Origin of the sequence: Micromonospora parva (assembly GCF_000718515.1) — a bacterium.
GTDB classification, from domain to species: Bacteria; Actinomycetota; Actinomycetes; order Mycobacteriales; family Micromonosporaceae; genus Micromonospora; species Micromonospora parva.
Genome location: NZ_JNZS01000009.1, coordinates 252,646 through 270,163, shown reverse-complemented (window position 1 = coordinate 270,163; position 17,518 = coordinate 252,646). Strand labels below are relative to the sequence as shown.

At 70.3% G+C, this 17,518-nt stretch carries 18 protein-coding genes; 11 read left to right on the top strand and 7 right to left on the bottom strand.

All coding sequences use genetic code 11. From position 1 onward, the window contains the following. Positions 1–179: 179 nt before the first annotated feature. The 3 genes from IF22_RS0114155 to IF22_RS0114145 form a co-directional block, all read right to left on the bottom strand. Positions 180–2,036 carry an acyl-CoA dehydrogenase gene (locus tag IF22_RS0114155; protein WP_030332050.1) on the bottom strand — a complete coding sequence of 619 codons (1,857 nt, stop codon included), beginning with the start codon at positions 2,034–2,036 and terminating at the stop codon, positions 180–182. 128 nt (positions 2,037–2,164) lie between these two features. Then, entirely contained in the window at positions 2,165–3,289 is a 1,125-nt protein-coding gene (locus IF22_RS0114150) for a PP2C family protein-serine/threonine phosphatase (protein WP_030332047.1), read from the bottom strand. Between the two features lie 104 nt (positions 3,290–3,393). Next, the gene (locus IF22_RS0114145; protein WP_030332045.1) at positions 3,394–4,032 is read right to left on the bottom strand and encodes a septal ring lytic transglycosylase RlpA family protein; all 639 of its coding nucleotides are present in this window, start codon (positions 4,030–4,032) and stop codon (positions 3,394–3,396) included. 187 nt (positions 4,033–4,219) lie between these two features. Here IF22_RS0114145 and IF22_RS0114140 point away from each other — a divergent pair, with 187 nt between their 5' ends. Genes IF22_RS0114140 through IF22_RS0114130 form a run of 3 tightly spaced genes read left to right on the top strand, consistent with a single transcriptional unit; the run spans position 4,220 to position 6,340 of the window. Further along, positions 4,220–4,771, top strand: coding sequence for a phosphoribosyltransferase family protein (locus tag IF22_RS0114140; RefSeq protein ID WP_030332043.1), 552 nt, complete (start codon positions 4,220–4,222; stop codon positions 4,769–4,771). 33 nt (positions 4,772–4,804) lie between these two features. After that, positions 4,805–5,851, top strand: coding sequence for a questin oxidase family protein (locus IF22_RS0114135; RefSeq protein ID WP_030332042.1), 1,047 nt, complete (start codon positions 4,805–4,807; stop codon positions 5,849–5,851). 57 nt (positions 5,852–5,908) lie between these two features. Next, positions 5,909–6,340: an ASCH domain-containing protein gene (locus IF22_RS0114130; protein WP_036411454.1), complete on the top strand. Its 432-nt coding sequence runs from the start codon at positions 5,909–5,911 to the stop codon at positions 6,338–6,340. Positions 6,341–6,393: 53 nt separating this feature from the next. Here the strand turns inward: IF22_RS0114130 and IF22_RS0114125 are convergent, their stop codons facing one another. Next, entirely contained in the window at positions 6,394–7,275 is an 882-nt protein-coding gene (locus tag IF22_RS0114125; RefSeq protein WP_030332040.1) for an LLM class flavin-dependent oxidoreductase, read from the bottom strand. A gap of 131 nt (positions 7,276–7,406) precedes the next feature. Beyond that, positions 7,407–7,613: a peptidoglycan-binding domain-containing protein gene (locus IF22_RS36445; RefSeq protein WP_369009997.1), complete on the bottom strand. Its 207-nt coding sequence runs from the start codon at positions 7,611–7,613 to the stop codon at positions 7,407–7,409. Between the two features lie 446 nt (positions 7,614–8,059). On the opposite strand from IF22_RS36445, the gene IF22_RS0114120 reads away from it, so the two are divergent. From IF22_RS0114120 to IF22_RS0114105, 4 genes are all read left to right on the top strand, one after another. Further along, complete coding sequence (locus IF22_RS0114120; protein ID WP_030332039.1) at positions 8,060–8,254, top strand: hypothetical protein; 195 nt, start codon at positions 8,060–8,062, stop codon at positions 8,252–8,254. A 34-nt stretch (positions 8,255–8,288) separates the two neighbouring features. After that, the gene (locus IF22_RS0114115; RefSeq protein ID WP_156057559.1) at positions 8,289–8,708 is read left to right on the top strand and encodes a hypothetical protein; all 420 of its coding nucleotides are present in this window, start codon (positions 8,289–8,291) and stop codon (positions 8,706–8,708) included. A 75-nt stretch (positions 8,709–8,783) separates the two neighbouring features. Then, a complete protein-coding gene (locus IF22_RS0114110; RefSeq protein WP_030332037.1) occupies positions 8,784–9,488 on the top strand; it encodes a dihydrofolate reductase family protein in 705 nt (234 codons plus the stop codon). Between the two features lie 30 nt (positions 9,489–9,518). Beyond that, complete coding sequence (locus IF22_RS0114105; RefSeq protein ID WP_030332036.1) at positions 9,519–10,163, top strand: dihydrofolate reductase family protein; 645 nt, start codon at positions 9,519–9,521, stop codon at positions 10,161–10,163. Between the two features lie 25 nt (positions 10,164–10,188). Here IF22_RS0114105 and IF22_RS0114100 read toward each other — a convergent pair whose 3' ends face one another. Continuing rightward, a complete protein-coding gene (locus IF22_RS0114100) occupies positions 10,189–10,530 on the bottom strand; it encodes a VOC family protein (RefSeq protein ID WP_245233624.1) in 342 nt (113 codons plus the stop codon). 176 nt (positions 10,531–10,706) lie between these two features. Here IF22_RS0114100 and IF22_RS0114095 point away from each other — a divergent pair, with 176 nt between their 5' ends. From IF22_RS0114095 to IF22_RS0114080, 4 genes are all read left to right on the top strand, one after another. Continuing rightward, a complete protein-coding gene (locus IF22_RS0114095) occupies positions 10,707–11,210 on the top strand; it encodes a SigE family RNA polymerase sigma factor (protein ID WP_030332032.1) in 504 nt (167 codons plus the stop codon). Beyond that, on the top strand, positions 11,207–12,589 hold the full coding sequence (locus IF22_RS0114090) for a WD40 repeat domain-containing protein (RefSeq protein ID WP_030332030.1): 1,383 nt from the start codon (positions 11,207–11,209) through the stop codon (positions 12,587–12,589). Before IF22_RS0114095 ends, IF22_RS0114090 begins: the two co-directional genes overlap by 4 nt. A 70-nt stretch (positions 12,590–12,659) precedes the next feature. After that, positions 12,660–13,604, top strand: a complete 945-nt coding sequence (locus IF22_RS0114085) for a daunorubicin resistance protein DrrA family ABC transporter ATP-binding protein (RefSeq protein ID WP_030332028.1) — start codon at positions 12,660–12,662, stop codon at positions 13,602–13,604. Beyond that, positions 13,601–14,350 (top strand): ABC transporter permease, encoded by a 750-nt coding sequence (locus tag IF22_RS0114080; protein WP_030332025.1) that lies wholly within the window; start codon positions 13,601–13,603, stop codon positions 14,348–14,350. The genes IF22_RS0114085 and IF22_RS0114080 overlap by 4 nt, the downstream gene beginning before the upstream one ends. Here IF22_RS0114080 and IF22_RS0114075 read toward each other — a convergent pair. Beyond that, a complete protein-coding gene (locus IF22_RS0114075; RefSeq protein WP_030332023.1) occupies positions 14,334–17,471 on the bottom strand; it encodes an ATP-binding protein in 3,138 nt (1,045 codons plus the stop codon). The genes IF22_RS0114080 and IF22_RS0114075 overlap by 17 nt on opposite strands. Between the last annotated feature and the right edge of the window lie 47 nt (positions 17,472–17,518).

Genomic DNA, 17,518 nt, shown 5'->3' with positions numbered 1-17,518 from the left:
CGTTCCCTTTCGAGGTCACGCGACGGTTACCCGCCACGCCACCGGCATACCCGACCGGGCTCGCCGAATACGTGCCCGACGCGGGGTGGGACGGCGACGGCCGGCGAGGCAGACAGCCCCGCCGGCCGTTGCGGCGTCGGGTGGTGCGACCCGAAACCGTCAGACGTGCCGTGGCACGCTCAGAAGGCCTCCTCCGGGAGGTCCATGATGTCGAGGTCCGTGCCCTCGATGATCCGCCGGTCGGCACCGATGCGGGGCAGCACCTCACGGGCGAAGAAGCGGGAAGCGGCCACCTTGCCGGTGTAGAACGCCTTGTCACTGGCGGAAACCTCGCCGGCCAGCGCCTTCAGCGCCACGTCGGCCTGCCGCTGCAGCAGCCAACCGACCACCAGGTCGCCGATCGCCAGCAGGAACCGCCGGCTGCTCAGCCCGACCTTGTAGAGGGCGCGGGTGTCGCCGCCCTGCGCCTCGCCCAGCCAGCCCGTCATCACACCGAGGATGTTCTGCACCTCGGCGAGCGCCTTGCCGAGCGCCTGCCGCTCGTCCTTGAGCTGACCGTTGCCCGCCTCGGAGGAGATGAACTCCTGGATCTCGCCGGCCACCGCCATCAGCGCCTTGCCGTTGTCCCGCACGATCTTGCGGAAGATCAGGTCCAGGCTCTGGATGGCGGTGGTGCCCTCGTACAAGGTGTCGATCTTGGCGTCCCGGACGTACTGCTCCAGCGGGTAGTCCTGCAGGAAGCCGGAGCCGCCGAAGGTCTGCAGGGCCTCGTGCCCGAGCAGTTCGTACGCCCGCTCCGAACCAACGCCCTTGACCAGCGGCAGCAGCAGGTCGTTGACCCGCTTCGCCAGCTTGGTGGCCTTCTCGTCGCCGGCCGCCTCGGCGATCGCGACCTTGTCCTGCCAGGTGGCGGTGTAGAGGACCAGGGCGCGCAGACCCTCGGCGTACGACTTCTGCATCAACAGCGAGCGGCGCACGTCCGGGTGGTGGGTGATGGTGACGCGGGGCGCGGTCTTGTCCGCCTGCTGGATCAGGTCGGCGCCCTGCACCCGGTTCTTCGCGTACTCCAGGGCGTTGAGGTAGCCGGTGGAGAGGGTGGCGATGGCCTTGGTGCCGACCAGCATCCGGGCGTACTCGATGATCATGAACATCTGCCGGATGCCGTCGTGCTTGTCGCCCAGCAGCCAGCCCTTGGCCGGTACGCCGTGCTCGCCGAAGGTCAGCTCGCAGGTGTTGGAGACCTTCAGGCCCATCTTGTGCTCGACGTTGGTGGCGTAGACGCCGTTGCGCTCGCCCAGCTCGCCGGTGGTCTCGTCGAAGTGGAACTTCGGCACCACGAAGAGCGACAGGCCCTTGGTGCCGGGGCCACCGACCCCCTCCACGCCCACCGGGCGGGCCAGCACGTAGTGCACGATGTTGTCGGTGAGGTCGTGCTCACCGGAGGTGATGAAGCGCTTCACACCCTCGATGTGCCACGAGCCGTCCGGCTGCTGGATGGCGCGGGCGCGGCCGGCGCCGACGTCCGAGCCGGCGTCCGGCTCGGTGAGCACCATTGTGGAGCCCCACTGCTTGTCGATGAAGAGCTTGGCCCACCGCTTCTGCTGCTCGGTGCCCTCGACCTCCAGCACGTGCGCGAAGGACGGACCCGAGGCGTACATCCAGATGGGGGCGTTCGAGCCGAGCACCAGCTCGGCGAGGGCCCACCAGAGGGCGCGCGGCGCAGTGGTGCCACCCAGGTGCGGCGGCAGGTCCAGGCGCCAGAACTCGGAGTCCATGAACGCCTGGTACGACTTCTTGAACGACTCCGGCAGCGGCGCGGTGTGCGTGGCCGGATCGAAGACCGGCGGGTTGCGGTCACTGTCCGTGTAGCTGGCGGCCAGATCCTCGCGGGCGAGGCGGTCCAGCTCGGCGAGGAAGGTGCGGGCCGTGTCGGCGTCGAGTTCCGAGTACGGCGCCTGGCCGAACGCCCGGTCCGCCCCGAAGACCTCGAACAGGTTGAACTCGAGATCCCGCAGGTTGCTCTTGTAGTGGGTCATGCTCGCTGGCCCCGCTTCCGGACAGGTGTTACCGATCAGTAACCCAGACTGTATTACTCGCGGGTAGGCAGCGACAAGCGGATCACCCAAGTGACGGCGATTACACACCTGCGGTGCCGCCGGCCGAGTCAGCTCTCGGCGGCGCCGACCTCCCAGCTCGGGACGGCCACGGCCGCGCTGGTACGAGCACCCACGTACTCCATCAGGACCAGCGCGATGTCGTCGTCGAGCCGGCCGTGGACCCACTCGACCAGGGCGGTCTCCAGCGACGCCAGCCCGTCGGCGACAGTGCCATGGCCGAGCAGCCGCCAGGCCCGGTCGGCGGTGGGGAAGAACTCGCCGTCCCGCCGCGCCTCGCCGAGACCGTCGGTGAACAACAGCAGCCTGTCCCCGGGCTCCAGGCGTTCGACCCGGGGGCGGACCACCGGCATGAACCCGAGCGGAGGCGCCGGGGCCGGCGGTTCCAGCGGGATCACCGCGCCCCGACGCAGCAGCAGCGGCGGCGGATGCCCGCAGTTGACGATCGTCAGGGTGCCGCCCCGCTCCTCGACCAGTGCCGCCGTGACGAAGTCCTCGTCCCCGACGTTGCGGGCCACCGCCCGGTCCAGGTCGGCGACGACGGCCCGCAGGTCGGCCCGCTCGTACGCCACGTGCCGGTAGGAACCGAGGACGATGCTGGCCAGCCGGACCGCGTCCAGGCCCTTGCCTCGCACGTCACCGATGATCATGCGTACGCCGTAGGGGGTGTCGATCGCCTCGTACAGGTCGCCGCCGATCTCGGCCGTCGCGGTGGAGGAGATGTAACGCCCCGCTACCGAGAGCGTGCCGACCTGCGGTCCGAGCGGGCGCAACACCGCCTGCTGGGCCACCGAGGCGAGTTTGGTCAGCTCGACGATCCGCTCGGCCTGCCGCTGGCGAACCCAGGCCACCGCCACTGCCAACGCGGTGACGAGCGCGACCGCGACAACGTTGACCGAGGTGTCCAACGAAACCTTCGGCGCGACCAGCGCGAAGCCGACGCTGACCAGAGTCGCCGCGACGCCCACCCCCAGGACCACCAGCCAGGACGCCAGGGCCGCGGCGAGCACCGGTGCGGCGGCCAGGAGCGCGACGTAGTGCACCTCCCGGCCGTCCGCCACCTCCACCGCCGACACGATCGCGAGCAGAACGAGGGCCGCGCCGAGGCCGGCGCGGGATCCGGGGCTCAGCGGGCGGCGGCCCGACTGGAGGAGTCGCGTGGGTACGACTGACAGTTTGCCTGATCCACGTGAACCGGTGAATGAACCTGACCCGTCGTCCGAGCAGGTTCTGTCCGGCCGGCCCAGTCGGCTGACCGAATCGGCGTCGTCCGCGCCGCTCAGCCGAGAACCTCGTAGCGGACGGTGAGCGCGCCCACGTCGACCGAGGCGATGGTGGCGAAGGCGGCCCGGGAGAGATCCAGGCAGCGGCCGTCGATGAACGGGCCGCGGTCGTTGATCCGCACCGTCACCGACTTGCCGTTGGCCGGGTTGGTCACCCGGACCTTGGTGTTGAACGGCAGTGTCTTGTGCGCGGCGGTCAGCGCGTCAGGGTTGAACGACTCGCCGTTGGCGGTGAGCTGCCCGTCGGAATAGAACGAGGCACCGCACGAACCGCTCTCCAGCACCTTCGCCGCGGCCGTGGTCTTCTTCGCGGTCGGCTTCGGCTTCGGCTTCGGCGACGTGGTGCGCTCCTTGCTCCGGGAGGCGGCCTGCTGCGACCGGGTCGCCGACGGGCTTGCGGTCGCGCTGGGCGAGGCGCTGGCGCTCGGGGAGACGCTTGGGGAGCTGGGGGTGAGGCTGCTCGCGGCGGTGGTCGGGGTGAGGTCGAGAGCAACCTGCCCCGACTGGTCGGAGCCGGAGGCCAGCTGCACGGCACCGACGGTGCCGCCGACCGCGAGGGCGACGCCGACCGCCGCGGTGGCCACGATGCCCGCCGGGGAGGAGAAGATGCGGGTACGGGAGTGCCTGCCTGCCACCGGCCCGGTCCTTTCGTCGTCTGAACAAACCGGGTCGGACCGTAACGAGAGAAGCACTTCCGAAGTCAACGTGATCATGGTGCTATGCCCGCATTTGCACAGGTACGTGTAGCCGATCATCCGATCCGGGGTGGGCCGGGCGGCCCGGGTGCGGCGGGACCCACCGTCCGTACCGCAGGATGAGCGGATGCCCTCCGAGCTGACCGAACGCCTGGCCGCCCTGTTCCGGTGGATCGACCCCGGCCCGGGCACCAGTCACCTGGTCAGCGACATCTCCGGTTGGTGGCGGGACCCGACGGTGCTGGCCGAACTGGGACCGGCCCTGGTCGCGCCCTACCGGGCCGCCCGGCCCACCGTGGTGCTCGCGCCGGCCGTCACCGGGCTGCTGCTGGGGCCGTTGGCCGCCACCGCCCTCGGGGTCGGCTTCGTGGCCGCACACAAACCCGGTGACGGACGGCTGCCGGCCGGACCGCTCACCTGGGCCCAGAGCCCACCGGACTACCGGGGCCGACGCGTCGACCTCGCCGTACGGGACCGACACCTCGGCCCCGACGACCGGGTGCTGGTGGTGGACGACTGGGTGCGCACCGGCGCGCAGCTACGCGCCCTCTACGACATCTGCGCCGCACGGGGCGCCGAGGTGCTGGGCACCGCCGTGGTGGCGGTGGACTGCCCGCCCGACGTCGCGGCCGACCTCCGGATCACCGGCCTGATCGCCGCCGCCGATCTGCCCGCTTGACCTCAAGCGAGGTTCAGCATTGACGATCGACTGATGAGTGACGGAGTTCTCGACGAGGCGTACGAGCGACTGCACCGCACCGGCCCCGAGTTCGAGGGCTGGTTGTCCAACCACGGGCCGATGGCAGTCGAGGCGTTGGTCCGGCACGGGCACCAGCAACGGGTGCACCGCTGGCTCGACGACTACCTCGGCCGCCTCGACGAACTGCCCCGGGGGCTGCACCCGATCGACGACTGGCGGTCAGCGCTGGGCGACCCGAAGCGCGCCGGCGACTGGTTGACCTACTTCGACGGCCAACTGCGCGAACACCCGTGGCGCGCGGTGCTCGGCACCTGGTGGCCCCGGCTGCTGCCGGGCATCGCCGCCGGTGCCACCCACGGGGTGATCCGGGTCGGGCACGCCGTACGCGCGCTCGACTCGGCCGACGAGAACCCACTGCGGCTCGCCGAGTTGGGCCAGGCCCTCGGCTACTGGGCGGCCCGCTGGCAGCCGATCCCCGGCACCGACCAACTGCTCGCCGGCAATCCGGAGCAGTCGGGCACCAGCGACGTCGACGTGGCGGCCGCGCTGGCCGGGGTGCCGCGGATCGACGACCAGACCGGGGGCATCCGGGATCGGCTGGGCCGGCTGCCGGACGTACCCCGGTGGGAGCCGGCGCTCGCGGCGCTGCGACCGGCGCGGAGCCCAGCCGAGGCGCAGCGCGGGCTCACCACGCTGGTGCACCGGGCCGGCCTGGACTACCTGCGCTTCGGGCACACCAACCCGGTCATGCTGGTGCACGCGGTGACCGCGCCGACCGCTGTGCTGCGTACCCTGCCGGCTCTGGACCGGGCCCTGTGGGCGCCAAGCCTCACCGCGGCCTGGGCCGCGACGGCGGCCATGACCTCGGTGTACGCCCCGGCCGACGGCATCGCGCCACCGACGGTGGCCCCGGCGACGCCAGCGGAGGTCTTCGCCCGCGCGGCCCGGCACGGCGACGAGCACGTGGTCAAGCTGGCCGACGCGATCCTCGACGCGTACGCGGCCAGCGGCGACGACCGGCTCCTCACCGCACCCGGCTACGCCGGCCAGTTGATCTGAGCGGGGCGACGGGTATTGCGGCAGCGTCCCGGCCCGTGCTGGCCTAGCCTCGGCAGGATGTGGCCTCGGATCGGTGAACTGCGCGCCCTCGCTCTCGGCACCCCCGGCGAGCTACGGGCAACCCTCAACACCCTGGTGCTGGCCGGGGTGAAGACCGCCACGGCCGGGCGGCTCGCCGAGTACGCGGACGAGGGCGAGGAGTTGGAGCACGTCGGCGAACGCCTGGCGCTGGTCGACGACGACGACGCCCTGGCCGGCGTCGTGGAGATCACCGGAGTCGAGGTGGTCCGTTTCGCCGACGTGCCCTGGGACTTCGCCCACGCCGAGGGCGAGGGTGACCGCTCGATCGAGGAGTGGCGGGGCGGGCACTCGGCCTACTGGGCGCGGCTCGGCACGCCGGTCGACGACGACACCCCGATCGTCTGCCTCCGCTTCCGGCTGGTCTCCGGCGGCGAGGGTGGGGTGGCCGGCGGCGACCTCGGCACCTGACCCGGCGGGTTCGGGTGCGGGGACTCAGCCCGGCGGGTTCGGGCGCGGCGGACTCAGCCGCGTAGTTGTGGCAGCAGCCGGGTCGCCACGTCCACCAGGACGGCCTCGTCACCGGCGTACCAGCTTCTGGCCCGCGGCCAGTGCGTCACCACGTCGGTGAAGCCCAGCTCGGCGGCCCGGCCGACCTGATCGGCGAAGAACTGGGCGCTGCTGAGCGAGAAGACCGGCGCCGCGTCCAGCGAGAGGTAGCGGTCCAGGCTGGCCGGATCGCGGCCGGCCTCGGCCAGGGTCCGGTCCATCCGCGCGGACAGCGCCGACACGCTGGCCCACCAACCCGCCAGGTCGTTGTCGTCACCGGTGCCGGTGGTCACCCAGCCCTGCCCGAACCGGGCCACCAACCGCATCGACCGTGGCCCGTTGGCGGCCACCACGAACGGCACCCGGGGCTGCTGCACGCAGCCGGGATTGTTACGGGCGTCCACCGCGGCGAACCAGTCGCCACGCCAGGTGGTGCCGTCCTCCCGCAGGATCAGATCCAACAGCTCGGTGAACTCGGCAAACCGGTCGACCCGCTGCCGCGGTGGCAACGTCTCACCACCCAGCACCGCCGAGTCGAAGCCGATGCCGCCCGCGCCCAGGCCGAGCAGCAGCCGACCGCCCGAGACGTCGTCCACGGTGGTGATCTGCCGGGCGAACGCGGCCGGGTGCCGGAAGTTCGGCGACGCCACGAGGGTGCCCAGCCGAATCCGCGAGGTCACCGTGGCGGCGGCCGTCAACGTGGACATCGAGTCGAACCACGGGCCGTCGACCAGGTCACGCCAACCCAGGTGGTCGTACGTCCAGGCGTGGTCGAAACCCCACTCGTCGACCTGGCGCCAACGACGCTGCGACTCCGCCCACCGCTGGTCCGGCAGGATCACGATGCCAATCCGCATGATCGCCACCCTAGCCGGGGACACCACCAGGGTCGGGCTCGCTCTCGTTTCGCTGTGGACCTCACGGCGGTCTGCCGGAGGGCGACCTGCGGCGTGCCCGCCGGCCACCCTCCGACCCGAGCGACTACGGTTTACGGCACCTGCCTGCAGGACGTGCCATTTGAACCCTGGTGATAAATGGCCTTACGGGTATTCGGGCCATACACTCCGTCGGAGGGTGTGGCTACCGCAGACTGAACGGCTCGTAGTGCCTTTTCGGTAGCTGGACCGAAACTGCTATCGGCGGTGAGCGGATAGACGCCCTGGCTACGGAGAACCCATTCGTAGCAGACGTTCATTGTGACCTGCAGCTGAAAGACGGCAGAGTTCGCATTGCCCCGACGCAGCGAGCAATTGACGTTACTCCCGTACGCAGGCACGTCGGCCCCGTTGTAAGAGATCCACCTGTTGCACGTCGAGGTGGCCATGGTCTCCACTCCACCTGCCGGAGCAGCCATTACAGGTGTAGCGGTGGCGGTAGCGGCGATGGCCGCCAGCGCAAAGATTGTCAGGACGCGACGCAGCAGCATATTTCCTCCCATGCCGCGGCATTTGGCGCTAGCCCCGTGCCCCGCCTCAATGCCCTCGGCTTGGACCGACGATACTGGACACAGCCAGGCAGATCAATGTCTCTGTTTTGAAAAGATGCAACCCGTCCACCCATAAATCGCTGCCCCTGCGGAGTGGAGGGTCGATCGCCGCGACGGGGACGACATCGCCGCCCGACCTTGGCTACCGTTCGGCCATGGACATACAGGCACGCCGGACCGACACGGTACGGGCGTTCGGCACCCTGTCACTGCTGGCGGGTTTCGTGGTCTCACTGCTCAGCATGCCGTCCAGCCATGAGCCGCTGAAGCCGCAGATCCTGGCCGCTTTCCTCATCCTGACCGGTCTCGGTCTGCGGATCGAGGCGGCGATCGGCGACCGGAAGTCCTAGGTCCACCGCCGCCACCAGTCCGTACCCTCGGGGGATGGCCACCGAGGCGGCTGCTGCCCGCGTATCCCCGGATCGCCGGATCCGCGTGATCCGCACCGTGGCGATGCTGGTCGGGGTGGTCGTTCCGTCCCTCGTCCTCCGCGAGCTGGTCGAGTTCCGGTTCGGCAGTGGACCGCTGGCCGACGTCAGCGCTGTCGCGGTGCCGATGGCGGCGACCGCCTGGCTCGCGCCGTACGCCTCCTACCGCCGCCGCGACGCCCTGCTCTGGCTGATCGGCCCCGGCCTCTACGTCTTCGCGGTGATCGCCTGGCGAGTGGCCCTCGCGCCCTACCGGGACTGGCGGCCCCGACCGGAGGAGAGGCCCCGGATGCGCTGGTCACGCGACCCGGAACACGCCGGAACGTGGCTGTTGAGCAATCCGATGAGTGACACGGGTCACACTGGCTCCTCGTAGGGACATCGCGTTCGGCTCCGACCTCTCGGCGAGCGGCACCCGGACGGGGTGTCGACCGAGAGAGGACCAGGCGCGATGACGAAGGTGACCGCACAACTGTCGGTGTCGGTGGACGGCTTCTACGCCGGCCCGCAGTTCGACGGCAACGGCGACTGGATGGGCTCGACGGAGAGCGCGAAGTTCTTCCGGGTCACCCGGTGGGCGACCGACGCGGCGGCCTGGCGCGAACGGCAGGGCTTCAGCGGCGGGGAGCAGGACACCAACTCCGAGGTGATCGCCGAGTCGTTCGGCGCGGCCGGCGCGTACGTGATGGGCCGCCGGATGGCCGACGGGGGTGAGATCCCCTGGGGTGAGGAGCCGCCGTTCCGCGCACCGGTCTTCGTCGTCACCCACCGCCCCCGCCAACGGCTGGTGAAGGGGGGAGGCACCAGCTTCACCTACGTCACCGATGGTGTGGCCAGCGCCGTCGAACAGGCGCGCGCCGTGGCCGGTGGCAAGGACGTCGCGGTGGCCGGTGGCGGCAGCCTGGTGCGTCAGGTACTCAAGGCCGGCCTGCTCGACGAGTTGGAGCTGCACGTCGTGCCGGTGGTGCTCGGTACCGGCCTGCGGGTCTTCGACGCGGACCTCGACCTGGGCGACCGGGAGGGCATCGAACTGACGCCCACCCGCGTCCTGACCACCCCGCAGGTGACCCACATCCGGTACGCGGTGCGCGGTCGCGCCCCGCTTGTGCTCGACGACCGGGGCCGTGGCGGCGGCCCGACGGCAACCGCGAACTGAACCACTGCCGACCGGAAAGGAGGAAACACCATGTCACAGCTGTTGCGGGTGCAGTGCTTCAACGTTTCACGCGACGGGTTCGGCACCGGAGAGGGGCAGAGCCTGGAACGCCCCTTCGGTCACGCGGACCCCACCCCACTGTTCTCCTGGCGTGCCGCCACCGCCAGCTTCGTGTACCGCACCGAGCCGGGCGGCAGTCGCGGCCTGGACGACTACCTGACCCGCGACGCCGAGTGCAACATCGGCGCGGAGATCATGGGTCGCAACAAGTTCGGCCCGCAGCGTGGCCCCTGGAAGGACCACGAGTGGACGGGATGGTGGGGGGACAACCCGCCGTTCCACACACCGGTCTTCGTGCTCACCCACCACGAACGCCCGTCGTTCACACTGGCCGACACCACGTTCCATTTCCTCAACGCCAGCCCGACCGAAGCGCTGGCCCGGGCGAAGCAGGCAGCCGCCGGTCGGGACGTCCGCCTCGGTGGCGGGGTGGCCACGATCCGCGAGTTCCTCGAGGCCGACCTGGTCGACACGATGCACATCGCCGTCGCACCCGTCGACCTGCACCGGGGCGAACGGTTGTGGGACAGCCCCGACGAACTGCTCGACCGCTTCCACCTCGAGTCGGTGCCCAGCCCCAGCGGAGTCACCCACCTCCTGTTCTGGAAACGATGACAGCGCTCCTGACCGGCACTGTCGGCTACAGCCGGGCCAGCACCAGCAACCGGTTGCCGTCGGGGTCGGTGACCCGGGCGGATCGCTCACCCCAGGGCTGGTCGACCGGCTCCTCGGTGACCGTCGCTCCACCGGTGCGCAGCGCACCCACTGCCGCGTCACAGTCGTCGGCGTAGACGCACAACTCCCAGCGGTGCGACTCGGCCGGCTCGCCAGCCTCCGGGTTGGCGGCCAGGCCGAGCTCGCTGCTGCCCAGTCGCAGCGCGACGAACTCCGGCACGCCCTCGTCCGGGAACCGGTAGGTCAGCTCGAAACCGACCACGTCCCGGTAGAACGCGATCAGTCGTGGCAGGTCAGGTGTCGTCACGATCGGAAAGGCTTCGGTGAACACGGACCACCTCCACGCCGGACCCTAGCCGCTGCCGTGGTCCAGCCGGAACCACCGCCGTCGATCCCGGCAGGTGTCATCATCTGCCGGCCAGACTCACCCCGGCCTCAACCATTTCCGGGACAGGTGGCGTTCTACCTGGCGAGGGGGTGGGGATGACCGAGACGTTCCACGAGTTCGTGGTGCACCGCACGCCGGCGCTGTCCCGGACGGCCTACCTGCTCACCGGCGACCATCAACTCGCCGAGGACCTGTTGCAGAGCGCCCTGGCCCGGACGTACCGGCACTGGCGGCGGATCCGCGACACCGACCCCGAGGCGTACGTGCGGCGGGTGATGTACCACCAGCAGGTCTCCTGGTGGCGGCGGCGCCGGCTGACCGAACGCCTGGAGGCACAACCCACCGACCGGCCCGGCGACGACCACTCCGAGACGACAGCCCTGCGGCTGAGTCTGCTGCACGCGCTGCGCGGGCTCACCCCTCGCCAGCGCGCCGTGATCGTGCTGCGCTTCTACGAGGACCTGACCGAAGCCCAGGCGGCCGAGGTGCTCGGCTGCTCGGTCGGCACCGTCAAGCGGCACGGCCACGACGCCATCCGCCGGCTGCGGGCGACCGCCCTCGACCTGATCGACCCGACGGTGGAGAGGAGCTATCAGTGACCGCCCGACTCCGCGAGACGCTGCACGCCGCCGCGGCCGACGTCCCCGCCTACCCGGTCTACGAACGAGCGCTCGCCACCGCCCGCCGCTCCCGCCGCCGCGCCGTCGTCGCCGCTGTCGTGGTGCTCGTGCTCGCCACGCTGACCGGGGCGGTGCTCCCGCTGACGCGTACCCCTGTCGTGGATCCGGCGGCCGGCGCGGACGCCGCACTACCCGACCGGATCGCGCTGCCCCCGCTCGGTGCGCTGCACGCCACCGACCGACCCCGGCTCGGGCCCGCGTCGGTCATCTTCAGCGGGCAGGCGCGACGTCTCCAGGGCTGGGACGAGGACGGCATCATCGGCGTGGTCAGCGCCGACTCCGACCGCTACCGGATCTTCTCGATGGGTTACGAGGCACCCGTCGGCGAGCAGGTCATCCTCTCGCCGGACGGCCGGTACGTGGCCCGGCCCGCCGGCCTCTCCGAGGACGGCCGGGTCGATCTCATCGACCTCGTCACCGGTCGTACCCGGCGACTGCACAGCAAGGTCACCAACAGTGTGGGGACGAGCCCCAGGGCCTGGTCCCCGGACGGCAGGCAACTGGTGGTCGACGACACCGTGCCGACCGACCCGACGCGCAGCGGCTACCGGCGGGTGCTGAGCATCGTCACGCTCGACGGTGAACGCTGGACCCAGCTGGCTGACGCCGCTCAACAGCCGATCTTCGGCTCGTCGGTGGCCTTCGCCCCCGGAGGTGGACGGCTCGCGTACCAGATCGGTCGGACCGTCACGGTCGCCGACCCGGACGGCCGGACGGTGTCCACCTTCGAACTGCCCGCCGAGAGCTGGCTGGCCGGCAAGGGGGCGTGGACGACGGACGGGGCGTTGACGCTGATCAGCCGGAAGGCCGGCAGCACCGACTGGAGCCTGCGCCGGGTCGACAGCGCCACCGGCCGGAACACCGCACCGCTGCCAGTGCCCGGCGTCACCGGCGTGACCGCCATCCGGCTGCTCGGCTGGGGCCCGGACGGGTCCGCGCTGGTGGTCGCCTACCAGCCCGAGCCCCTCAGCCCGGACCGGTTCGACCAGCCGCTGGAGCTGGACCAACGCACCGCCTACCCCAACGTGCGCGGCGTACGGGTGTTGGCGTTGACGCCCGACGCCAGCGCGCCACGAACCCTGATGACCGCCCCGGAGCAGATCCTCGCCGTCGACGTCGCCGACAACGTGATCAATGCCGGCCGCACCCGCGCCACGAACCCGCCCGGCATGGTGGGCGGTCGATTCTGGTTCTGGGGGATTCTGATCACCGTCCTGATCGCTGGCGTCGTGGCCTACCGCAGTCGTGAAGGGCGGGCGCTCTGGCTCGACGACCGGCGCCGCCGGCGGAGTCGCTGACCCTGCCGTGTCATTGGCCGTGTCAGGGCCATGTCAGGGGGGTGACAGTCCGGCCGCCGATGGTAGGTGCATGACGAGTTCAGCGATTGCGGTCTCCGGGCTGCGGAAGGCCTACAAGGACAAGGTCGTGCTCGATGGCATCGACCTCGATGTCCGGGCGGGCACGATCTTCTCCCTGCTCGGTCCGAACGGGGCGGGCAAGACGACGACGGTGAACGTGCTGACCACGTTGGCGAAGGCCGACGGTGGGACCGTACGCATCGCAGGGCACGACGCCGCCACCCAGCCCAAGGCGGTGCGCGCGGCGATCGGTGTCACCGGTCAGTTCGCGGCGGTGGACGAGTTGCTGACCGGCCGGGAGAACCTGCAGCTGATGGTGGACCTCAGCCCGGTGCCCGCCAAGGCCGGCAAGCGGGTCGTCAACGAGTTGCTGGAGCGGTTCGACCTGGTGGAGTCGGCGCAGAAGCCGGTGTCGACGTACTCCGGAGGGATGCGCCGCAAGCTGGATCTGGCGATGACCCTCGTCGGTGACCCACGGATCATCTTCCTCGACGAGCCGACGACGGGCCTGGATCCACGTAGCCGCCGCACGATGTGGTCGATCATTCGTGACCTGGTGGCCGACGGCGTGACGATCTTCCTCACCACGCAGTATCTGGAGGAAGCGGATCAGCTCGCCGACCGGATCGCCGTCCTCGACCAGGGGCGTCTGGTCGCCCAGGGCACGCCCGACGAACTCAAACGCCAGATCCCCGGCACCCATGTCCGGCTGCGGTTCACCACCGTCGCCGAACTCGACGCGGCCGCCCGGGTGCTCAACGGCTCCACGCGGGACGACGAGGCACTGGCCCTGCGCGTTCCCAGCGATGGCGGCACGGCCTCGCTGCGGGCGTTGCTAGACCGGCTCGACGAGTACGCCATCAGCGCCGACGGATTCTCCGTTCAGACGCCCGACCTCGACGACGTTTTCCTCGCCCTGACGGGCAGCCGCACCCAGGAGGTTTCCGCGAAATGAGCGCCAAGTCCCACTCGATCGTCATGTTGCGCCGCAACTTCAAGCACATCGCCCGGAATCCGACCTCGGTGTTCAACGCGGTTCTGATGCCGATCGTGATTATGTTGATGTTTGTCTACATGTTCGGCGACGCCTTCAGCGTCGGTGTCGACTACATCGACTACGCGACTCCCGGACTGATGCTGTTGGCGGTCTGCTACGGGCTGGGGGCCACCGCGACCGCTGTGAACTCCGACATGACCAAGGGCATCATCAACCGGTTCAAAGTCATGCACGTCTCCCGCGGTGCGGTGCTGACCGGTCACGTCGTCGCCAGCGTGCTGACCAACCTGGTCGCCATCGCGGCCCTCGTCGGGGTGGCCTTCCTACTCGGATTCAGCCCGTCAGCGAGCCTCCTCGGCTGGCTCGGCACGATCGGCGTCATCGTGCTGCTCGGCTTCGCCGCCGGCTGGCTCACGGTCGCCCTCGGGCTCTCGGCGAAGTCTCCGGAAACGGCGGGGCTGGCCTCCGTACCGCTGGTCATGCTGCCGTTCTTCAGCAGCGCGATCGTGCCGGCGGACAAGATGGGACCCGGGCTGCGGGAGTTCGCGGAGTACCAGCCCTTCACGCCGATCATCGAAACTCTGCGCGGGTTCCTCAACGGGACGCCGTCCAGCGGTGACGTGATCCCCGCCCTCGCCTGGTGCGTCGGCGTCGCTTTCGTCGGTTACCTGTGGGCGCGTTCCACGTTCACGAAGCGAGCGTGACAGCGACCAACTGACTCCAGTCCGTCCGACCACCTTCTCGCGCCGCCTCTGCGAATCTCACTTCGCCGAGGCGGCGCCGTACTTCCTGCTCGATCCGGGCCACGTCCGGCTGGGAATGGTCCTGCCGTCCGCGCACACCGGTGCTCGCGGCAAGCAACCCCGCCGCCAGCTCACACTGGTCACGGCGCAGCGCCAGGTCCGCGACTCCGACGAGTACCCGCGCGATCGAGGGTGCGTGCCCCGTCGCGGCTGCCGCCTCGCAGGCCAAGGCATGGTGTCTGCTCGCCTCACCGAGATCGTCCGCGACATAACCGAGCAGGTCGTGGGTGACCACGCGGATGTGCGCCTCCTTCGCCTCGTCGCGCAACAGGGTCGTCGCGACACCGACCTGGCGGGCCACCTCCTCGGCATCACCACCCCAGCGAGCGAGTTCCGCCTGTGACAGGGCCAGCACGGCCAACGCACCCGGCCACGTAACCCGCGCCGCGAACCGCCGCGCCTCGGCCATGGCAGTCGCGGTGGACTCCTCATCGCCGAGCAACCAGTACAGCTGAGCCTGCCGGGACCGTATCCGGATGATGTCCTCGACGGTGCCAACCTCGGTGACGACAGCGGCCGCCTCCTCGTAGAGCTCGCAGGCACCGGCGAACTCACCGCGTACGGCAATCAGCTCCGCCAGCTCGGTCAGCGCGAACGAAATACCGAACCGTTCGCCGAGTGCCCGGAACTCGGCGAGCGCCGCCACGAGATATGCGTCCACAACCCGACCGTCCTGGCCCAGCATGATCCGCATCTTGCCCAGTTGCAGCCGGGCCAGTGCGCGTACCCAGGGATCCTCGTCGTTCAGCAGCGGCTCCCATGCGGCCAGGATCGCGTCCGGGGCTCGCAACATGCGTTCCAGCGGAACGACGAGCGCCGTCCCCGGGTGGCTGCCGTCACTGCGCTGGCTGAACTCGTACGCCCTGTGGATCCACTCCGCCGCCTGGTGCTCGTCACCCGGCCCCGAGTTGACGAAGAGCACGACGAGTGCGTACACCGTGGCCCGGATCTCGTCGCTGACCTCACCAGGCGTCTCGGTGGCCGCCGTGATCAACTCCATGCCTTCGGTCCGGTGGCCACCGAGCCACCAGTACCAGCCGGCACCCGCAGCCAGCCGCATGGCCGCGTGCGCCTCGCCGGCAGCGAGGGCACCGCGCATCGCGGAACCGATGTTGTCGTGCTCGACTTCGAGAGTGGCCAGCCATGTCACCTGGTCCGCACGGCGAAGCTGCGGCTCCGCGGTCTCGGTGAGTTCGGTGAAGTACGCCAGGTGCGCATGCCGCGCCAGATCCGATTCCCCCGCCTCGGCGAGGCGGTGCGCGGCGTACTCCTTGATCGTGCCGAGCATCCGGTAGCGCGGCACCTCGTCGCCCTCGACGACCAACAGCGACTTCTCGGCCAGCGCGGTGACCAACTCAAGCACCTCCTCCTGCGCGACCTCGTCACCGGCGCACACCCGTTCCGCCGCTTCCAGGCTCACCCCGCCCGAGAACACCGAGAGCCGGCGCAGGACCGTCCGTTCCGCGTCGGTCAGCAGCTCCCAACTCCAGTCGACCACCGCGCGCAACGTCCGGTGCCGGGGCAACGCGGTACGGCTGCCGCCGGTCAGCAGGCGGAACCGATCGTCGAGCCGCCTGGCGAGCTGGTCGATGGACATGGTGCGCAACCTGGCGGCGGCCAGTTCGATCGCCAGCGGCATCCCGTCCAGCGCCCGACAGATCCGCGCCATCGTCGACAACGTGGAGGCGTCGACGGCCAGATCCCGCCGCACCGCGCCCGCCCGGTCCCGCAGCAACCGGACAGCGGGAGAGGTTTCGATCTCGCCGGGGTCGGCGTCGACACCCGGCAGGGCCAACGGCGCGACCGGCCAGAGCGCCTCACCAGTGATGCCGAGCGGTTCCCTGCTCGTGGCGAGGATCCGCAGCCGCCGACACTCGCCGAGCAGCCGGTCGGCGAGGACAGCCGCCGACTCGATCACGTGCTCGCAGTTGTCCAGGATCAGCAACGCCTCCCGCTCGCGGATCGCGGCGACGAGCCGGTCGATCAACTCCATGCTCGGTGCCTCGCCGAGCAGAGCGTCGCGGAGTCCGAGCCCCGCGAGGGTCGCCTGCACCACGTCACCGTCCGGGCCGATGGCGGCGAACTCGACAAGCCAGGCGCCGTCCGGTACGTCGTCGAGCATTCTGCGCGCGGTCTCCGTGGCCAGCCGGGTCTTCCCGGAGCCACCCGGCCCGATCAGGGTGGTGAGCCGGTGTTCGGCGACGAGCGCACCAACCTCCGCGACGGCCTCGTCCTTGCCGATGAAGCTGCTCAACTCGGCACGAAGGTTGGTCTTCCGGTTCTCCTCGCGCCGAAGCACCTCGCCGCGCAGGAGCGCGACGTGCAACGCCGAGAGTTCCGGCGAGGGGTCGACGCCCAGCGCGTCGGCCAGGGCCGCACTCGTGCGCTGGTACACGAGCAGGGCCTCGTTGTCTCGGCCGCTCGCGGCGAGGGCCCGCATCAACGCGAGGACCAGCCGTTCCCGCACCGGGTGCGCGGCCACCAGGTCGGTCAGCTCCGCGACCAGCTCCGGACCATGACCGAGGCTGACCTCCACGTCGAAGCGATCCTCCATGGCGGTCAGACGCAGCCTGTCGAATCGGGTGACCGCCGCGTCGAGCGCCGTGCTGTCGACCAGACCGACGTCCTGCATCGCCGCACCACGCCACAGGCCGAGGGCCTCGCGCAGCCGCCGTACCCGCTGCGGGCCCTCGTCGTCGCGAGCCTGGCCGACGAGGCGTTCGAACCGTACGGCGTCGACCACGTCGGGTTCGACCACCAACCGGTAGCCGTCCGCCTGCCCCTCGATCGACCCCTCCGGCAGCGCCTTCCGCAACCGGGAAACCAAGCGGTGCAGGGAGTTGGCCGCGTCGGAGGGCGGGTGTTCGCCCCAGATCCAGTCGACAAGGGTCCCCTTCGGGACCACGTGACCCGGGTTGAGCGCGAGGACGGTCAACAGCCCGCGCAGCCGCGCACCCGGCACGTCGATGACGGCGCCGTCGTCCGTGCGCACCTCGAATGGACCAAGCATCCTGACCTGCACCTGGCAGATCCTGCCACGATCATGAGAAGTATCCGTGTCGCCGATGC